Annotated in this window: 15 protein-coding genes; 9 read left to right on the top strand and 6 right to left on the bottom strand. The window is 64.9% G+C overall.

Features of this window, described 5'->3' with window-relative positions:
- Positions 1–102 precede the first annotated feature (102 nt).
- Positions 103–2859, top strand: a complete 2757-nt coding sequence (locus ASD76_RS14795) for a [protein-PII] uridylyltransferase (protein WP_055924753.1) — start codon at positions 103–105, stop codon at positions 2857–2859.
- A gap of 153 nt (positions 2860–3012) precedes the next feature.
- Here ASD76_RS14795 and ASD76_RS14790 read toward each other — a convergent pair whose 3' ends face one another.
- Positions 3013–3675, bottom strand: coding sequence for a YggS family pyridoxal phosphate-dependent enzyme (locus tag ASD76_RS14790; RefSeq protein WP_055924750.1), 663 nt, complete (start codon positions 3673–3675; stop codon positions 3013–3015).
- A gap of 21 nt (positions 3676–3696) precedes the next feature.
- Between ASD76_RS14790 and ASD76_RS14785 the strand changes: the two genes are divergently transcribed.
- The 6 genes from ASD76_RS14785 to ASD76_RS14760 all read left to right on the top strand — a co-directional run bounded on the left by ASD76_RS14785 (position 3697) and on the right by ASD76_RS14760 (position 9352).
- Positions 3697–4236 carry a thiamine phosphate synthase gene (locus tag ASD76_RS14785; protein ID WP_055924747.1) on the top strand — a complete coding sequence of 180 codons (540 nt, stop codon included), beginning with the start codon at positions 3697–3699 and terminating at the stop codon, positions 4234–4236.
- Positions 4237–4299: 63 nt separating this feature from the next.
- Positions 4300–6645 carry a DNA translocase FtsK gene (locus ASD76_RS14780; RefSeq protein WP_055924744.1) on the top strand — a complete coding sequence of 782 codons (2346 nt, stop codon included), beginning with the start codon at positions 4300–4302 and terminating at the stop codon, positions 6643–6645.
- An 85-nt stretch (positions 6646–6730) separates the two neighbouring features.
- Positions 6731–7171, top strand: coding sequence for a hypothetical protein (locus ASD76_RS14775; RefSeq protein WP_055924741.1), 441 nt, complete (start codon positions 6731–6733; stop codon positions 7169–7171).
- Between the two features lie 60 nt (positions 7172–7231).
- On the top strand, positions 7232–7411 hold the full coding sequence (locus tag ASD76_RS14770) for a hypothetical protein (RefSeq protein ID WP_055924738.1): 180 nt from the start codon (positions 7232–7234) through the stop codon (positions 7409–7411).
- A 62-nt stretch (positions 7412–7473) separates the two neighbouring features.
- The gene (locus ASD76_RS14765) at positions 7474–8088 is read left to right on the top strand and encodes a hypothetical protein (RefSeq protein WP_055924735.1); all 615 of its coding nucleotides are present in this window, start codon (positions 7474–7476) and stop codon (positions 8086–8088) included.
- Positions 8089–8125: 37 nt separating this feature from the next.
- Entirely contained in the window at positions 8126–9352 is a 1227-nt protein-coding gene (locus ASD76_RS14760) for an SGNH/GDSL hydrolase family protein (RefSeq protein ID WP_055924732.1), read from the top strand.
- Positions 9353–9608: 256 nt separating this feature from the next.
- Here the strand turns inward: ASD76_RS14760 and ASD76_RS14755 are convergent, their stop codons facing one another.
- From ASD76_RS14755 to ASD76_RS18370, 3 genes are all read right to left on the bottom strand, one after another.
- A complete protein-coding gene (locus ASD76_RS14755) occupies positions 9609–10457 on the bottom strand; it encodes an outer membrane protein (RefSeq protein WP_055924730.1) in 849 nt (282 codons plus the stop codon).
- 171 nt (positions 10458–10628) lie between these two features.
- A complete protein-coding gene (locus ASD76_RS14750) occupies positions 10629–11975 on the bottom strand; it encodes a L,D-transpeptidase family protein (RefSeq protein WP_055924727.1) in 1347 nt (448 codons plus the stop codon).
- A gap of 78 nt (positions 11976–12053) precedes the next feature.
- Positions 12054–12308 (bottom strand): hypothetical protein, encoded by a 255-nt coding sequence (locus tag ASD76_RS18370; RefSeq protein WP_156457750.1) that lies wholly within the window; start codon positions 12306–12308, stop codon positions 12054–12056.
- 119 nt (positions 12309–12427) lie between these two features.
- Here ASD76_RS18370 and ald point away from each other — a divergent pair, with 119 nt between their 5' ends.
- Complete coding sequence (ald, locus tag ASD76_RS14745) at positions 12428–13543, top strand: alanine dehydrogenase (protein WP_055924724.1); 1116 nt, start codon at positions 12428–12430, stop codon at positions 13541–13543.
- Between the two features lie 73 nt (positions 13544–13616).
- The gene (locus ASD76_RS14740) at positions 13617–14561 is read left to right on the top strand and encodes a hypothetical protein (RefSeq protein WP_055924721.1); all 945 of its coding nucleotides are present in this window, start codon (positions 13617–13619) and stop codon (positions 14559–14561) included.
- A 538-nt stretch (positions 14562–15099) separates the two neighbouring features.
- Here the strand turns inward: ASD76_RS14740 and ASD76_RS14735 are convergent.
- Together ASD76_RS14735 and ASD76_RS14730 are read right to left on the bottom strand one after the other, a co-directional pair.
- On the bottom strand, positions 15100–15504 hold the full coding sequence (locus ASD76_RS14735) for an acyl-CoA thioesterase (RefSeq protein WP_055924718.1): 405 nt from the start codon (positions 15502–15504) through the stop codon (positions 15100–15102).
- Complete coding sequence (locus ASD76_RS14730; protein WP_055924715.1) at positions 15501–17585, bottom strand: S9 family peptidase; 2085 nt, start codon at positions 17583–17585, stop codon at positions 15501–15503. The genes ASD76_RS14735 and ASD76_RS14730 overlap by 4 nt, the downstream gene beginning before the upstream one ends.
- Between the last annotated feature and the right edge of the window lie 14 nt (positions 17586–17599).

Genomic DNA, 17599 nt, shown 5'->3' with positions numbered 1-17599 from the left:
GGGCTCCCTCTCGAATTCGGGGCTTTGGCACGGAACGCGCCGCCAAGCAAAGGCTCTGCTGAGACATTGCAACGCAAGGCTTTGCCTATATGTGCTAGCGGAGTGAGCACGCCCACCATCCCCAACCAGCGCGCGGTTATCGACCGCCGCGTCCTTGCCGCCTCGATCGCCGATGCCGTGGCGGAGGCGGGCGCCCAAGCCGCGCGGCCGCGGATCGTCGAGCTTTTGCGCGCCGCGCTGGAGGACGGACGGACCGAACTCTCGCGGCGCTTCGCCGAACGGCCGACCAAGGGTTACGAGGTGGTGCACGGCCACGCGTTCCTGATCGACCAGCTGATCCGCGTCCTGCACGACCACGTCATCGCCGATCTCTACCCCGCGCCGAACCGCTCGAAAGGCGAACGCCTGACCCTGATCGCGGTCGGCGGCTACGGCCGGGGCGAGATGGCACCCTATTCGGACATCGACATCGCCTTCATCACCCCCGGCAAGACCACGCCGTGGTGCGAGCAGGTGATCGAGGCGCTGCTCTATTACCTGTGGGACCTCGGCCTGAAGGTCGGCCACTCCAGCCGCTCGCTCGACGAGATGGTGCGCATGGCGAAAGCCGACCTGACGATCCGCACCGCGATCCTCGAAGGCCGTTACCTGTGGGGCGACCAGAAGCTCTACGACGACGCCAGCCGCCGCTTCTGGGAAGACGTGGTGCCCGGCTCCGAAGCGCAGTTCGTCTCCGAGAAGCTGGCCGAACGAAATGCGCGCCACAAGCGCATGGGCGACAGCCGCTACGTCGTCGAACCCAACGTCAAGGACGGCAAGGGCGGGCTGCGCGACCTGCAGACGCTCTACTGGATCGGCAAGTACATCCACCGCGTGCGCGATTCCGCCGAGCTGGTCGATGTCGGCCTGCTGACCCAACGCGAATACCGCAGCTTCCGCCGGGCCGAGCAGTTCCTGCTGGCGGTGCGCAGCCACTTGCACACGATCACCCGGCGGGCAGAGGACCGGCTGACCTTCGACCTACAGCGCGAAGTCGCCAGGCGGATGCAGTTCGCCGACCGGACCGGCAAAAGCGCGGTCGAGCGGTTCATGCAGTACTATTTCCTGCAGGCGCAGCACGTCGGCAATGTGACCGGCGTGTTCCTCGCCCATATCGACGAGCAGATGGGGCAACGGAAACGGCCGAAGGGCCTGCTCGCGAGCTTCCGCAGCCGCCCGCGCATGTTCAAGGGCTATCGGATCGTCGGTGGACGCATCTGCGCCCCGGGTGACGAATGGTTCAAGCAGGACCCGGTGCGGCTGATCGAGATATTCCAGATCGCCGAGGAAGAAGGCCTGGAAATCCACCCCGAAACCATGCGCATGGCGCGCCGCGATGCCGAACTGATCCGCGACGACACCCGCCGCGACCCTCGCGCAAACACGATGTTCCTCAAGCTGCTGACCGGACGGCGCGATCCGGAATCCGTGTTGCGCTGGATGAATGAGGCAGGCGTGTTCGGCCGCTTCGTGCCGGACTTCGGCAAAGTCACCGCGCAGATGCAGTTCGACATGTACCACCACTACACGGTCGACGAGCACACGATCCGGGCGATCGGCCTGCTGGCGCAGATCGAGCGCGGCGAACTCAAGGAAGACCACCCCCTGGCGACCGAGCTCCTGCCCCAGCTCGGCAGCCGCACGGCGCTCTATGTCGCGACGCTGCTGCACGACATTGCCAAGGGCCGCGGCGGCGATCACTCGATCCTCGGCGCCGAAGTGGCGATGAAGCTGTGCCCGCGGCTCGGGATGAGCGAGGACGAAACCGAACTGGTCGCCTGGCTGGTCCGCTGGCACTTGCTGATGAGCGCGACCGCCTTCAAGCGCGACTTGTCGGATCCCAAGACGATCACTGACTTCGTTTCGCAAGTGCAGACGCTGGAGCGGCTGCGTCAGCTGGTCATGCTGACGATCGTCGATATTCGCGCGGTCGGGCCGGGAATCTGGAACAGCTGGAAGCGCCAGTTGCTCGGCGAGCTCTACGAACTGTCCGAAGAGCGCATGCGGCTCGGCCACAAGCGCCACGGCCGCAAGGAGCGGATCGACGCCAAGAAGGCCCGCGTGGCCGAACTGCTGGGCAACGACGCCAACCTGATCGACGAGCTCGAAGACCGTTTCGACGACGCCTATTGGATCGCCGAGCCCGAAGACATCATCGCGCTCAACGTGCCGATCTACTCCGCGGCCAAGCAGGCCGAGGAAAAGCTCACGATCTTCGCCCAGTACTACCCGGCGCGCGGCGCGACTCTGGTGACGGTGATCGGCGACGACCACCCCGGCCTGTTCTACCGCATCGCCGGGGCGATCAGCTTGGCCGGCGCCAACATCATCGACGCGCGCATCCATACGACGCGGGTGGGCAAGGCGGTCGACAACTTCCTGGTGCAGGACCCGCTCGGCAAGCCGTTCCAGGAACAGGGCCAGCTAATCCGCCTGCAGACCACCATCGAGGACGCGCTCGCCGGCAAGATCGAACTGGTCCCGCAACTGGCCAAGCGCCCGCTTGCCCGCCCGCGTGCCGAAAGCTTCGAGGTGCGGCCAACGGTGCTGTTCGACAACAAGGCCTCGGGCCGCTTCACGGTGATCGAGGTTACTGCGCGGGATCGTCCCGCGCTGCTCAACAAGCTGGCGCGGACACTGTTCGAATGCCGGTTGATGGTGAACTCGGCACACATCACCCACTACGGCGAGCGCGCGGTCGACAACTTCTATGTCACAGACCTGCTGGGCGGGAAGGTGACCGCGCAAGACAGGCTGAAGGAGGTCGAACGGGCCTTGCTTAAGGCCGCGGGAGAGCCAGCAGACGCCGAGATGGCCTAAATCCTCCCTGTGGCTGCAAAGCAGTCATGGGGAGGTGGCAGACGCCGCAGGCGGCTGACGGAGGGGCTAGTGGCACTGCGCCCGCCCCTCCACCACGCTTCGCGCGGTCCCCCTCCCCATCGGCTTCGCCGACAGGGAGGATCGGGTAGTCGACTAGCCCCGTCCCCCAAACAGCGCCGTGCCCACGCGCACATGCGTCGCTCCGAGCACGATCGCCGTTTCAAAGTCACCGCTCATGCCCATCGAGCGCCCCTCCAGGCCGTTGTCGCGGGCAAGCTTGTCGAGGAAGGCGAAGAACGGCGTCGGCTCGATCCCGAGCGGCGGCACGCACATCAGCCCGGCGAGGGGAATCTCCAGAGTGCGGGCTTCGGCCAGCAGGCCAGGTAGCTCGGCGATCGCACAACCGCCCTTCTGCTCCTCGTTGCCGACGTTGACCTGCACGAAGCACGGAATGGCCTTGCCGGCCTTCTGCATCGCGCGCGCAAGGGCCTGGGCAAGGCTCGGGCGATCCAGCGAATGGATCGCATCGAACAGCGCCACCGCTTCGTCCGCTTTGTTCGACTGCAACTGGCCGACGAGATGCAATTGCACGCCCGGATAGCGCTCGCGCAGTTCCGGCCACTTGGCCTGCGCCTCTTGCACGCGGTTTTCACCGAACACCCGGCACCCGGCCTCGATCAGGCTCTCGACCGCTTCGGGCGGATGGGTCTTGCTGACGGCGATCAGCGTGACCTCGCTGCGCTCGCGCTCGGAGACGCGGCAGGCGTGGGCGATACGGTCTTCGACCTCGGCAAGCAGGGTGGCTGCGCTTTCCATCGGGCGCGCTATAGCGGCGCAATGCGTGGATGCCAGACCTTGCCGGACCTGTGGCTGATTTCCGACGAGCGCAACGACGCCGATCTGGAGCGCGCCCTGCAATGCCTGCCGCGCGGATCGGGCTTCATCTACCGCCATTATCACCTCGAACCGGAGAAGCGCGTCGCTCGCTGGTTCGAGCTGCGGCGTATCGCTCGCGCCCGAGGGCACCTCCTGATCCTCGCCGACAGCGCGCTTACCGCGCTCGAATGGGGCGCCGACGGGGCCTACGGCGCACCCAGAGCCCTCTGGCCGACACGCCGGTTAATCACGCTCGCAACGGCGCATGACCTCGCCGACATCGCGCTCGCCAACCTCAAGCGCGCCGACGGCGTGCTGCTCTCGCCGGTGTTCCCGACCCGCTCGCATCCGCAGGCCGAAACCCTCGGCCCCGCGCGCTTTCGCCTCATGGCGGCGCATGCCCGCATGCCGGTGATTGCGCTCGGCGGGATGAACCCTCACAGCGCCCACCGGCTCCGCTGGCCCCGCTGGGCGGCGATAGACGGGCTATCTTTCCCCTGATTCTTGACGGCGAGTCTGCCGAGGAGGATTATGGGGGCCACAAGGACGTAGAGGGAACACCACATGGCCAGCCGCGCAATGACGGGGGCGCAACGGGCGGATTGGCGCGCCGCGTTCCGGCGCTCGCTCGCGCGCGCCACCCAGCTCACCGGCGCCGCTGTGCTGGGCCTGGCGACGGTGTTCCTCGCACTGGCCCTCGCTTCCTATACCCAGACCGACCCCTCGGCCTCGACTGCCGCCGGCGGCGAAGTCGCCAATTGGATGGGCCGCCCCGGCGCCTGGGCTGCCGAGCGGGCGCTGTTCCTGTTCGGCCTCGTCGCCGTGCTGTTCCTGCCGATGCTCTACGCTTTTGCCAGCAAGCTGTGGCGCGATGCCGGGGACGAACAGACCCCGCATGGCGGCCGCTGGTGGCGCACCCTGGCGCTGTTGCTGCTGGCCATGGCGTTGATCAGCACGGCTGTCGCACTCGCCAGCAGAGGCAGCGCGGTCGAGGCCTGGTTCGACATGCCGGCCTCGCTCGGCGGGATCTTCGGTCTGCTCGGCTCCGACGGGATCAGGGCCATTGCCGGGCGCGTACCCGAGGCGGGGCAGTTCTGGGCCAGTCTTGGCCTGGGCCTCGTCTGCCTGGTTAGCGGTACGGTTCTGGCGGCGCGGGTCTTCGCATTCGACTGGGCTCGGCTCATGTCCCTGCCCGGCATCATGCGCCGCTCGCCGTCGCGCCAGGGTCGTGATCCCGAACTCGCGAAGACACGGCAAGATCGCCGGGCCGCGCGCGCCGAACCGCTTGGCGAGATCGACGAGACCGCCCCCACGCGCAAGCCGCCCGAAATCGCCGACTCCCGCCAGCCACCGCGTCCCGCAAAGACCATGGGCAAGGCGCAGAAGGATCTGTTCGACAGCTACCAGCTGCCGAGCCTCGACCTGCTCGCCGATCCGCCCAAGGACACTGCGCCCAAGCTCGACAAGCTTGCGCTCGAACGCAACGCGCGCCTGCTCGAAAACGTGCTCGACGACTTCAACGTGAAGGGCGAGATCACCGCAGTCCGCACCGGCCCGGTCGTGACCATGTACGAGCTCGAACCGGCCCCCGGCATCAAGGCCAGCCGCGTGATTGGCCTTGCCGAAGACATCGCCCGCAACATGAGCGCGATCAGCGCACGCGTCAGTCCGATCCCGGGCAAGACCGTGATGGGCATCGAGCTGCCGAACGCCGTGCGGCAGATGGTCAGCTTCAAGGAACTCGCGGCGTGCGAGGCTTTCGCCGACAGCAAGGGCAACCTGCCGATCATCCTCGGCAAGGATATCGCCGGGGAGCCCGTGGTAGCGGACCTCGCGGCCATGCCGCACTTGCTGGTCGCGGGCACCACCGGCTCGGGCAAGTCGGTCGGCCTCAACACGATCCTGCTGTCGCTGCTCTACCGCTTTACCCCGGCCGAATGCCGCCTGATCCTGATCGATCCCAAGGTGCTCGAGCTCAAGACTTACGACGACATCCCGCACCTGCTCTCGCCGGTGGTGACCGAGCCGGCGAAGTCGGTTCGCGCGCTCAAGTGGGCGGTCGAGGAAATGGAGCGCCGCTATCGCATGATGAGCGACATCAGCGTGCGCAACATCAACGGCTTCAACGACAAGGTGAAGGCGGCCATCGCCAAGGGCAAGCCGCTCGGCCGCCGGATCCAGACCGGGTTCGATCCCGACACCGGCGAGGAACTGGTCGAGGAAGAACAGCTCGACTACGCGGTCCTGCCGCAGATCGTGCTGATCGTCGACGAACTGGCCGACCTCATGGTCACGGTCGGCAAGGAGATCGAGGTGCTGATCCAGCGTCTCAGCCAGAAGAGCCGCGCCGCGGGCATCCACCTGATCATGGCGACGCAGCGCCCCTCGGTCGACGTCATCACCGGCGTGATCAAGGCCAACCTGCCGACGCGCGTCAGCTTCCACGTCACCAGCCGCATCGACAGCCGCACGATCCTGGGCGAGCAAGGCGCCGAGCAGCTGCTGGGCAAGGGCGACATGCTCTACAAGCCGTCGAGCGGCGCCCTGCGGCGCGTCCACGGCCCGTTCGTCAGCGACGAGGAAGTCGAGGACGTTGCCAACCACTGGCGCGCCCAGGGCGAGCCCGAATACGTCGATTCCGTCACCGAAGAGCCCGAAGACAGCTTCATGAGCTTCGAGGACGACTTCACCGCCTCCGACAACCCGGAAGAGCGCAAGTACCGCCAGGCATGCCAGATCGTGTTCGAGGCGCAGAAGGCCAGCGGATCGTGGCTCCAGCGGCAGATGGGCGTGGGCTACAACACCGCGGCCAAGTGGATCGAGCGGATGGAGGAGGACGGGTTGGTCGGACCGGCGAACCACGTCGGACGGCGCGAGATCTACCGCGATAGGGATGGCAACGCGCTCTGACCTTGCACCAGGGGAACCCCTTCACTCGCCAATCAGTTGCACTTGGGCGCGGTACCACTCGCCGCGCGCCGCGGAGGCCTTTGTCATGAAATCAACCCTTGTCCTGCTTGCAGGCGCGACCGCTCTCCTGGCGGCGTGCAACAATTCCAGCACCGATCGCGCCGAAGACAAGGTCGAGGATGCCGCCGAAGCTGCGGCAACCGCTGCAGGGCCCGAAACGGCGGCGTTGGGACTGACTGAGTTGCAGATACTCGACGCCGACCTGCTCGGCACCGATGGGACCGCACGAGGCGACATCGTGACCGTCCTGCGCGCTCCCGATGGCCGGGTCGACCGGCTGCTGGTCGAAGTCGAGAACAGCGATCCCGATCGTTACGTGGAGATTCCCGTCCAGGGCCTGGTGGTGCTGACCCGCGGCGACAGCACCGACCTGGTGACGACGCGGAGCGCGGCCGATTTCGACGCCATGCCGGCCGCAACGCTTCCCACGGCCACACCAACGCCTACATCTACCGCTACCCCCTAAGCGTTCCACACTGCCCAGAGGAGAGAACTTGGAACAGGCCGGCGGCGGAAGCGCTGCCCGATGAGGGATGTCCTGCAAATCCTGATCGAGATCGTGCTCGGCATAGCCGGCGCGGTCTTCTTCGGGTCGTTGACTGTCGTCATCGTCGCGGTTGCCGTCGGCTGTGTGGCCTTCGGCAGTTGCTGGAGCATTCTCGGCTGGCGCCGGCGCCGCGCCGCCCGTTTGCGTGGTCGCGACTGATCGCTCTCGCTCTCCCGCAAACGCGCACTATAGTCGCGCCAAACATAACCGGCGGAGAGGCCATGACCAGCAAGTACGAAGCCGAAGTCTATCACTGCATGGACTCGACGTTTGAACTCTACGAGCGGACCGAAAGCCCGCTGCACCGCGCGATCCTGCTCAACTACTGGCGCCACGTGCATCTCGAAGGCGCAGCGATGTTCGAAGAGATCACCGCGCCCGACATGATGGCCGACGATCCCAAGTACCACATCACCTGGGGTGACAGCCCGTTCCAGGTCGAAGGGCGCAAGGGCGTGTTCGACTTCTATTCGAGCATTGGCGACATCGTGCTGTGGAATTCGGGCGACAAGATTGCGGTCGCCGACTGGGGCATCGCCGACGAGATGTGGTTCCATCAGATGTCGACCGGCACCGAGCTCAAGAAGATCGGCCACAAGGTCGAAAAGGATGACGGGCTCTACCTCGTCTCCAGCCGTCAGGCGTTCATCTGGCCTTACAACGACCAAGCGCTCTTGACCGGCGAGCACCTCTACGAGGACAAGTCGACGCTGACGATCGAGGAGATCGATCCGGCCGAGGCCATGACTCCGGCCAGGGTGCGCGAGATTCACAAGGAGTGCCTGGCGGAAATGGAAGCCAGGATGGGTCCGAACTACTGGGTCTATCGCCGCTGACGCGAAGGCTCCAACAGAAGTCTTGGGAGGGACAAGAATGAAGTCTGCAACATACTGGCTCGCTGGCGCCGCTGCGGTGCTGCTCGCTACGCCGGCTCAGGCCGAGTGGGTGGCGAGCTGGACTGCCGCCCCGCACGCGCCGCTGGGCACCGAAGGGCCGTTCGCGGCCGCTTCCTACGAGAATGCCACGCTGACTCAGATCCTGCGGCTCAGCGAAGGCGGCAAGAAGCTGCGGGTGAGGTTTTCCAACCGCTACGGCACGGTCCCGCTGGAGATCGGCGCGGCGCGCATCGTGCAGATCGACGATGCGGGCAAGGAAGTGCCCGGCACGGCGCGCACTCTGACCTTTGGCGGCGACGCATCGGCGGTGATCCCGCGCGGTGCGCCGTTCGTGAGCGATGCGGTCGAGGTCAACGTGCCCGACCTCGCTCGGATGAAGGTGGAGATCTACCTGCCCAAGGCTACCGGGCCTTGCACTTGCCACCTCACCGGTACGGACGAGCTGGCGGTGTCGCCGCCGGGCAACTTCGTTGGCAAACCGTTTGAACCGGTCGACCGCAAGCAGTTCCGCGCGTTCCTGTCAGGCATCGAAGTGGACTCGCCCGACGCCCTGGGCACGATCGTGGCCTATGGGGATTCGATCACCGACGGCGTCGGCTCGACCCCAGGTGCCAATCGCCGCTGGCCCGACATCCTCGCCAACCGCCTGCAGGACGCGGGCAAGGAATGGGCCGTCGCCAACCAGGCGATCAGCGGCAACCGGATCCTAAGCCCTGGCATGGGCGAAAGCGCCCTGTCGCGCTTCGATGAGGACGTGTTGAGCCTGCCGAACGTGAAATACATCATCGTGTTCGAAGGGGTGAACGACATCGGCAACCGCTTCGGCGTTCGCGCCGGTGGTCCGCAGCTGCCGGGCCTCGACCAGCCGCAGTTCAATGTCGAGGAAATGATCGCCGGCTACAAGCAGATCGTCGCTCGTGCCCATGCCAAGGGGATCAAGGTGATCGGTTCGCCGATCGGCCCGTACAAGGGGGCCAGCTACTGGTCGGAGGAAGGCGAGGCGGCGCGCCAGAAGATCAACGACTGGATCCTCAACAGCGGTACCTTCGACGGCACTGTGCGCCTTGATACCGCCTTTGCCGACCCTGCCGATCCGCGGCAGATGCGCGACGGCTATCACATGGGCGACCACCTGCACGGCAGCGACGCTGGGCTGAAGGCGGTCGGGGATTCGATCGACCTGGGGTTGTTCAAGCGAAGCTGAGCCGGGACGGCAGCAGCCCCGGCAAGTTAGATCCTCCCCGAGCTTGTCTCGGGGAGGTGGCGCGCGCTGAAAGCGCGTGACGGAGGCGCAAGCGGAAGAGCGCGAGAGCCCCTCCACCATCCGCTGCGCGGATGGTCCCCCTCCCCGAGCAAGCTCGGGGAGGATCTCAAGAACCACCGACAGACGGCTCAAGCGCACAAAAAAAAAGGGTGGCACGCTGTTGCGTGCCACCCTTCTTTCAGGTCCGAACCTGGCGTTAGCCGCGTTCGCCCACCGGAGCCACCGGCGGAGGCGGCGGAGCCGGGCACGCTGCCGTAACCGGGACCACCTGACCGTTCGGGCAGGTCTTGGTCTGCGGCGGCGGAGGCGGCGGAGGAGGCGGCGGAGGCGGAGGCGGCGGAGGCGGCGGGGGAGGCGGCGGCGGCGGAGCCGCACCACCGAAGTTGAACACCACGCCACCAAGCAAGCTGTGCGAGCTGAACGAAGTCTCACCCAGACGGGTGCCATCGTCGAGATCAACACCACCGGCGTTGAAGTAACGATACTTCAGGGTCACATCGACACTGTCGCTGATCGCCTGACGTACACCCGCGATGACCTGCCACGCGAAGCCGGAATCCTTGTCGTCAAGGAACGGCGGCACGTTGTCATAGAGTCGAGCATTGTTCAGACCGACTTCGGCCCAGCCCACACCGCCGCCGACGAAGCCCGAAAGGCCATCATCGTCGCCGAAGTCGAGCATGCCGTTGACCATGAAGCTGAGAGCGCTGGCGCTGCCACCGCCGGCCGGGACCGTGGTGGTAACAATGGCACCGTTACCAGGCAGCAGCACCTGGGAGCTCAGTTCATCAATCCGGGCCTTTTTGTAAGCCGCTTCGCCTTCGAGCCTGAACCCGCCGAAGTCGTAGCCGATGATGACATCGCCGTCATAGCCGAAGTCAGTGTCGAGGATGATTGCGTCGTCTAGACCGTCTACGTCGATCTTGAGGTCGTTCGTAATCATGCCACCGAATTCAACACCGGCGTAAACCGCATTTTCGCGCGCTAACGCCGGAGTCGACAGAGCGACCGCGGCAGTTGCGAGGCCTAATGCAATCTTTCGCATTGGATTCCCCTTCAAATCATCTGTCGCCCCGACGGATCCCACACCCGTCCACGCGTCGGCGACAGTCTTCCTCACGACTCACAGGCCCGCGCTGTGTTCCTGAGGAAGATTAGTTTTACATCATACGTAGGTTGCTGTTGCATTGCTGCAACAACTTGCGGACGGAGGTCATTAGGGCAGGCGAGCGAGCGCGGGCAGATCAGTCCGGTCGCGCGCATAAGGATCGGGACCGACGGCCAGTCCACCGCCACTCGGCTGTACAGTCAGGTAAGTGATGTAGATCGGTACCGGCTCGGCCAGGTCGACCCGCTGCTCGGGAGACGCCCCGACGGTCGGCATTGAGCCCTGGAACAACCAGCGGCCGAACCTTGCCGCGTCTTCCAGTCGGACGCAGCCATTGCTGAACTGGCGTGCGCTCTCAAGCATCAACTTCTTGTCGGGCGTATCATGCAGATAGATACCCATCGGGTTGGGGAACTCGTACTTCACCTTGCCCATCGCGTTGGCGGCGCTGGGCTTCTGGCGAACAGGTTGTTCGACAGATCCGTCGCGGATCGCCTGCCAGTTGACGGAGTTGGGATCGAGCACCTGGGCATTTGGGCCATACTCCGAAATGACCTCGTAACCCCGTGTCCGCAGATAGGTGATACCCTGGGCGAGTACGTTCTTCGAAATCGTCTTCTGCACCAGGTTGCCGGGCACGTTCCAGTACGGATTGAGCGTGGCGTAACGGATATAGCCCGCCATGATCGGCGTCTGGGTATCGACCTTGCCGACCACGACCTTCATGGAATCAACCACCTGGCCGCCTTCGTACATGAACAGCCTGGCGCTAGCGATGTCGATCACGACGTGGCGCGACCAGGGCGGAGCCGGGAGGGCACGCACTCGGTTGAGGCTGGCCGTCGCCGGCAGCATCATCGACGCCGCATCGGGTTGGACCATCAGCTTCTGGCGCAGTTCGCCGTAAAGCGGGTGCATCCACTGAATATGCGACACGTAGTCCGTGAGCGACGGCGCGGCCGCGGCCGCGTCGAGCACCGTGTGCGCGGCCGGTTCGACCGGCTTCAGCACGTCGTGCTCGTAAAACATGGAATTGTTTCCAGTGTTACTGATCGCAGCCGCGTAAGTAGCCAGCGTGCGCGAGAGCAACAGCTCGGCCGCTGCGAGGTTCGTTGGCGACGCGTTCTGCTCTGCCAGGGCAATGGCATTTGCCAGCTCTGTCGCCCCCAGCGTCGCCGGGTCGAGCCCGTCGAATTCAGCTGTCTGGACGAGTTTCAGCAACGCATGCGCCGCCGGGTCAAGCTGACCGTTCTTTATCCACACCTGCCCATCGCGGTGAGTATAGAAGGCGAGCATGTCGCCCTTGGCCTGTTCGACGATCAGCGAGTGCAGCTGGAGTGAACCAGCCCCCTCCGCGTGTGCCGGCAGCGAGAATGACGCCGCCAATGCCATCGGCAGCACGGCCCGCCAGATCCCGGTGCGAACCGTGCTAAAGTACTGATTTATTTTCACCATATTGCACCCACAAAGCACTCGCAAAGCCAAAAATCAAGTGACTGCGTCATGCGACGCGCGAGCCAGGCATGTCGCAGGCTATTCCTTAATGGGTAATTTCTCAAGCCAATGCCGCGCTTCCCTCGCTTCGCGACAGGACTGTCCCGTCCGCCTGCAAACGTCTTCCAGTGCCTCTACGTTCCGGCGTTGTTGTTCGAGAAAATACGGATCGCTGAGAATTTTGGGCGAAAAGATCTCGCGCCTCGTCGCCGTTTGCGACGATTGGCGGGGCAATACTTCGGAGGAAGTGTTCCGTCCGCCGAGCATGAAGCCCAGCGGAAAGGCGATGGCCACGCCAATGAGCAAGGCGCATCCCGTCCGTGCAAGTCCCTTCCCGTTCACCCGTTCATCTCCAAGCCCTTGATTGCGCCCCGACAGCGGCTCACTTACGAAAGCCCTCAAGGAGAATGCTCATGCTGATCGGCTGCCCGCGAGAGATCAAGAACCGCGAGTACCGCGTGGGCCTCACGCCGGAAAGCGCCAAGGAGCTTGTCCGCCACGGGCATGAGGTCTGGGTCGAGAGCGGGGCGGGGCTCGGCATCGGGGCCGACGATGGCCAGTATCGTGATGCCGGCGCCAAAGTACTCGAGAGGCCCGCGCCGATCTTCGCCGATTGCGAAATGGTCGTGAAGGTCAAGGAACCCCAACCCGAAGAGCGCACCCAATTGCGCGAAGGCCAGATCCTCTACACCTACCTCCACCTTGCGCCCGATCCCGAGCAGACCGCCGATCTCGTCAAGTCCGGGGTGACGGCGATTGCCTACGAGACCGTGACCGGCCCCGGCGGCACCCTGCCGCTGCTCAAGCCGATGAGCCAGGTCGCAGGGCGCATGAGCATTCAGGCCGGCGCCACTGCGCTCGAGAAGGAAAACGGCGGCCGGGGCGTACTGCTGGGCGGGGTCCCCGGCGTCATGCCTGGCGTGGTGATCGTGATTGGCGGCGGCGTGGTCGGCTTCAATGCCGCGCAAATGGCCGTCGGCCTCGGGGCAGATGTCACGGTGCTCGACAACAATCCCGACACCTTGGAAAAGCTCGGTATCCACTTCGAAAGCCGCGCCAAGACGCGCTTTTCCAACCAGGCCAACATCGCCGACGCCATCTGCAGCGCAGACCTGGTCATCGGCGCGGTGCTGGTGCCGGGAGCTGCCGCCCCGAAGCTGGTCACCCGCGACATGCTCCAGTGCATGAAGGTCGGCGCGGTGCTGGTCGACGTGGCGATCGACCAAGGCGGCTGTTTCGAGACCAGCCATCCTACGACGCACGACAATCCGACTTTCGTGGTCGACGGCATCGTCCATTATTGCGTCGCCAACATGCCCGGCGCGGTTGCCCGCACCAGCACTTATGCGCTGAACAACGTCACTCTGCCGCGGGCGCTGAAGATCGCCGACCTCGGTTGGAAAGAAGCGATGCGCCGCGACCCCCATCTCGCGGAGGGGCTCAACGTCCATGCCGGACGAGTGACCTATCCGGCGGTGGCGGAAGAGCTGGGTTATGAATTGCTCCCGGTAGAGCAGGCGCTGGCCTAGGCCTTCATCATTCCTGGTTGATCGCACGGGAAATCTAGGTCAGCCTGCCGGCCCCACCTGAGAGGGGCCAGGAATGCTCTCTGTCTGGCGCGCTGCCACGCTAACACTCGCGATCCTGATCGCGACATCCGCGCACGCCACCGAGCCCGCCCCGGAAGACACGCCGGCCGCTCCGTCGAGCGAACCGGCCCCCGATCCTGCCGAGAGCGAGAACAGCATCATCGTTACCGGCAAGGTGGCCCCTCCGACACGCGACGAGGTGTACCAACAGGCGCTCGACGTGAGCCGCGTCGACACCGGCCGTCTCTACGAGGAAGCCCTGGCGCGGATCACCACACCGATCTGCCCAGCCGTGCAGGGCCTCAAGCCCGAGTTGGCCGACGAGATCATCGAACGCATCCGCGCCAACGCGGCCCGGCTGAACTTGCGGCTGGGCCGGGCACGGTGCTCGACCAACATTCTCGTCACCTTCGTCGACAACGGACAGGAGCTCCTCAGCGATCTCGCCGAAAATCACCCGCGGATGTTCAATCTGGTCGAGAAATCCGAACAGACCGAGCTGCTCGCCGCAGAAGCGCCGGTGCGGGTATGGAACGTGGTCGAGACCAAATGGCGCAATGGCGCGCCGCTGTCCTACTGGCGCGGCAAGCCGCAACGACCGAGCGTACGAGGGAGCACCGACCTGCTCCTGCCCACGCGCAACGACATCAACTTCGCCCTGGTTGTGTTCGACCGGGAGGCGGTGGTGGGAATGACCGCAACCCAGCTGGCCGACTATGCGACCATGCGCGGGCTCAGCCATACCCGCCCGACAAACGGTGACCAGCCGATGGCGACGATCCTGGCATTGTTCGAGGAAGATGTGGGCGATGGGCCGGCCGAACTGACGCCGTTCGACATAGGCTACTTGCGCAGCGTCTACTTCTGGCGACCCGATATGCCGGTGCCTGGGGTCGGCCGGCTTCAAGGCGTGCGCGGGCGAGAGCGCCGCGCGCGCGAGGAGTTGTCGGAGCCCTAGTCCGCTGGGGCCTTTGGGCGAGCGATCCTGGGTTTCCTGACCTTCTACTTTGCCTTCGCCACCGTCGCTGCCAACGATCGTGGGCAGGATGGCAAACTAGAGCGAATGGGGAATCTCTCCGGCCGATTTCGGGTTTGCCCTAATTGTCAACGAACTAGCTAACCTGCAGACGAATCACGGGCAGCAAGCCTGTCGCCGTCTTGCTCCACTGGGACAGCGGCCTGCCAAATGCCCAACTTTTTTAGTTAGGAACGTGGCCATGATCCGTCGAGCTCTCATTACCTCCACCCTGGCTCTGTCGCTGCTGGTTGGCACAACAGCCCAAGCTGCGCCGGCTCGCTTAGCCTCGCCAGTTAGCGCTGATAGCGAAGCAGTTGGGGGAGATTCCACAATCTGGATCGTCGGCGGCGCCGTCGTTGCCGTCATCTTGCTTATTCTCATCCTCGACGATGGTGACGATTCGCCTACCAGCCCCTGAACAGGTTGAGCTTGCTTTCGTAGGTTGGGGTCTGACGTTGTAGCGAGCCGATGATGCCGACTAAGGCTCGGGCCCGAGGAACGGCGCCGAAACTTCAGTCGGGACCCGCTGCAACCGCCCGGTCTCTCGGTCGATCATGGCCCAAGTGGTCTTGGCCCGGACCAGCGCCTTGCCCTTCGCGTCGGTGAAAGTGAAGTGGCGGTCGAACCGCGCACCGGTCGGTTGATCGAGGATCTCCGTCACACCCTCGACGCTCTCGCCAAGTTCGATGTTGCCGCGGTAGTCGATCTCATGCCGCGTCACGACCCAGGCATAGGCAGCGGCATGCGCAGGATCGGCGTCGCGCATCCAGTGGGCCGTCGCCAAGTCCTCCATCCAACGCACCCAGACGGTGTTGTTGACGTGCCCGTTCTCGTCGATGTGTTCGGCGAGCGCGGTGAAGGTCATGGCGAAGCGATTGCTCAAGCCTTGATCCCCATCTGCCACAGGATGAAGGCGAACTCCTCGGCGGTTTCCTTCAGGCTCTCGAACCGCCCGGACTTGCCGCCGTGGCCGGCGCCCATGTTGGTCTTGAGCAGCAGCTCGTTTCCGTCGGTCTTCAACTCGCGCAGGCGGGCGACCCACTTGGCGGGTTCCCAGTAAGTCACGCGCGGATCGTTGAGCCCGGCCGTGACCAGCAGCGGCGGATAGGCCTGCGCCTTCACGTTGTCGTAGGGCGAGTAGGACTGGATCAGCTCGAACGCCGCGCGGTCCTCGATCGGGTTCCCCCATTCCGGCCATTCGCCAGGGGTCAGCGGCAGCGAGGCGTCGAGCATGGTCGCGAGGACGTCGACGAACGGCACATGCGCGACGACGGCGCCCCACAACGCGGGGTCTGAATTGATCACCGCGCCCATGAGCTCGCCGCCGGCCGATCCACCCGAGATGCTGATCTTTCCAACCTTAGTCAGGCCAAGCTCGACCAAGCCTTTCGCCACGTCGACGAAGTCAGTGAAGGTGTTGACCCGGCTTTCGAGCTTGCCCGCCTTGTACCAGCGCCGGCCGAGGTCGTCCCCGCCGCGGATGTGGGCGATGGCATAGGCAAAGCCGCGGTCGACCAGGCTCAGCCGAGTGGTCGAGAAGCCTGGCGGGATGGCGATGCCATAGGCACCGTAGCCGTAGAGATGCAGCGGCCCTGCCCCGACGCGGTCTTTGCGGTACATCACGCTGACCGGGATCGCCGTCCCGTCGCGCGCGGCGATCTCGAGCCGCGCGGTGGTGTAGAGCGAGCGGTCGTAGCCCGAGGGGATTTCCTGCACCTTGAGCAGTTCCAGCCGCCGCTCGGCGACGTGGAAATCGTACGTGCTCGAGGGGCTGATCATGCTCTCGTAGGAGACCCGGATCACCGTCTGTTCGTACTCGGGATTGTTGCCGGTCCCAGCAGTGTAGCTCGCCTCGGGAAACTCGATCGGTTCGATGCGGGCCAGGTCGTCGTAGTAACGGATCTCCAGCCGATCGAGACCGCCCAGCCGACCTTCGACGATGTAGAAATCGCGGAACAGCTCGAACCCGGTCAGGTAGAATTCGTCCGACCCCTCGATCAGTGTCGTCCACTCGCCCGGCCGCTCGATCGCGGCAGTGGCAATGCGGAAGTTCTCGTGCGTGTCGTTGGCGTGGATGAACAACGTGCCTTCGCGCTCGTCGACGTCGTATTCGAGGCCCTTCTCGCGCGGACGCACCAGGATCTGTTCGGCCAGGGGATCGGCCGCGGGGACCAGTCGGACCTCGCTCGTCTCGTGATCGCCGGCAGAGATGATGATCCACTGCTCGTTGGCCGAAAGCGAGGCCGAGACGCGGAAGCCCTCGTCGTCCTCGTGGTAAAGCTCGATGTCCTCGGCAACCGGTTGGCCCAGCCAGTGCAGCCGGGCGTTGTCGGTCCGCCACTGCTCGTTGGCGAGCGAGTAGATCAGCCCCTTGTCGTTCGCGACCCAGATCAGCGCGGACAGCGTGCCGGGGATCTCGTCGGGCAGATGCACTCCGCTGGCGATATCCTTGATCCGCGCGGTGAAGCGCTCCGAGCCGTTGTCGTCCACCGAATAAGCCAGCAGGCGCCCGTCCTTGGTGGTCGAGATCGCACCGAGGCGGAAGTACTCCTTGCCCTCCGCCAGCGCCGTTTCGTCGAGGATCAGCTCGTCGGCGCTGCCGTCATCTGCAGCGCCCACCGGGCGGCGCCACCACTTCTTGTACTCGGCGCCTTCTTCGAACTCGATCCAGTAGAGGAAATCGCCGTCCTTCTGCGGCACCGACTTGTCGGCTTCCTTGATCCGCCCGCGCATTTCCTTGAACAACGCGTCGATCGTGCCCTGGTGCGAGGCCATGCGCGCTTCGAACCAGGCGTTCTCCGCCGCGAGGTGTTCGAGCACTTCCTTGTCGTTCACTTCGGGATAGCCGGGATCGCGCAGCCAGGCGTAATCGTCGGAAACCGTGATCCCGTGGTGAGTCACGCTGGAAGGCTTGCGAACCGCGACAGGAGGCCGCGCCGGAGTGGCATCATTCATGGCGTGCATCTATGTAGGACTCG

This window comes from Altererythrobacter sp. Root672, assembly GCF_001427865.1.
Lineage (GTDB): Bacteria > Pseudomonadota > Alphaproteobacteria > Sphingomonadales > Sphingomonadaceae > Croceibacterium_A.
Note: the sequence above shows the minus strand (reverse complement) of the source record. Positions and strands in the feature narration are given on the sequence as shown.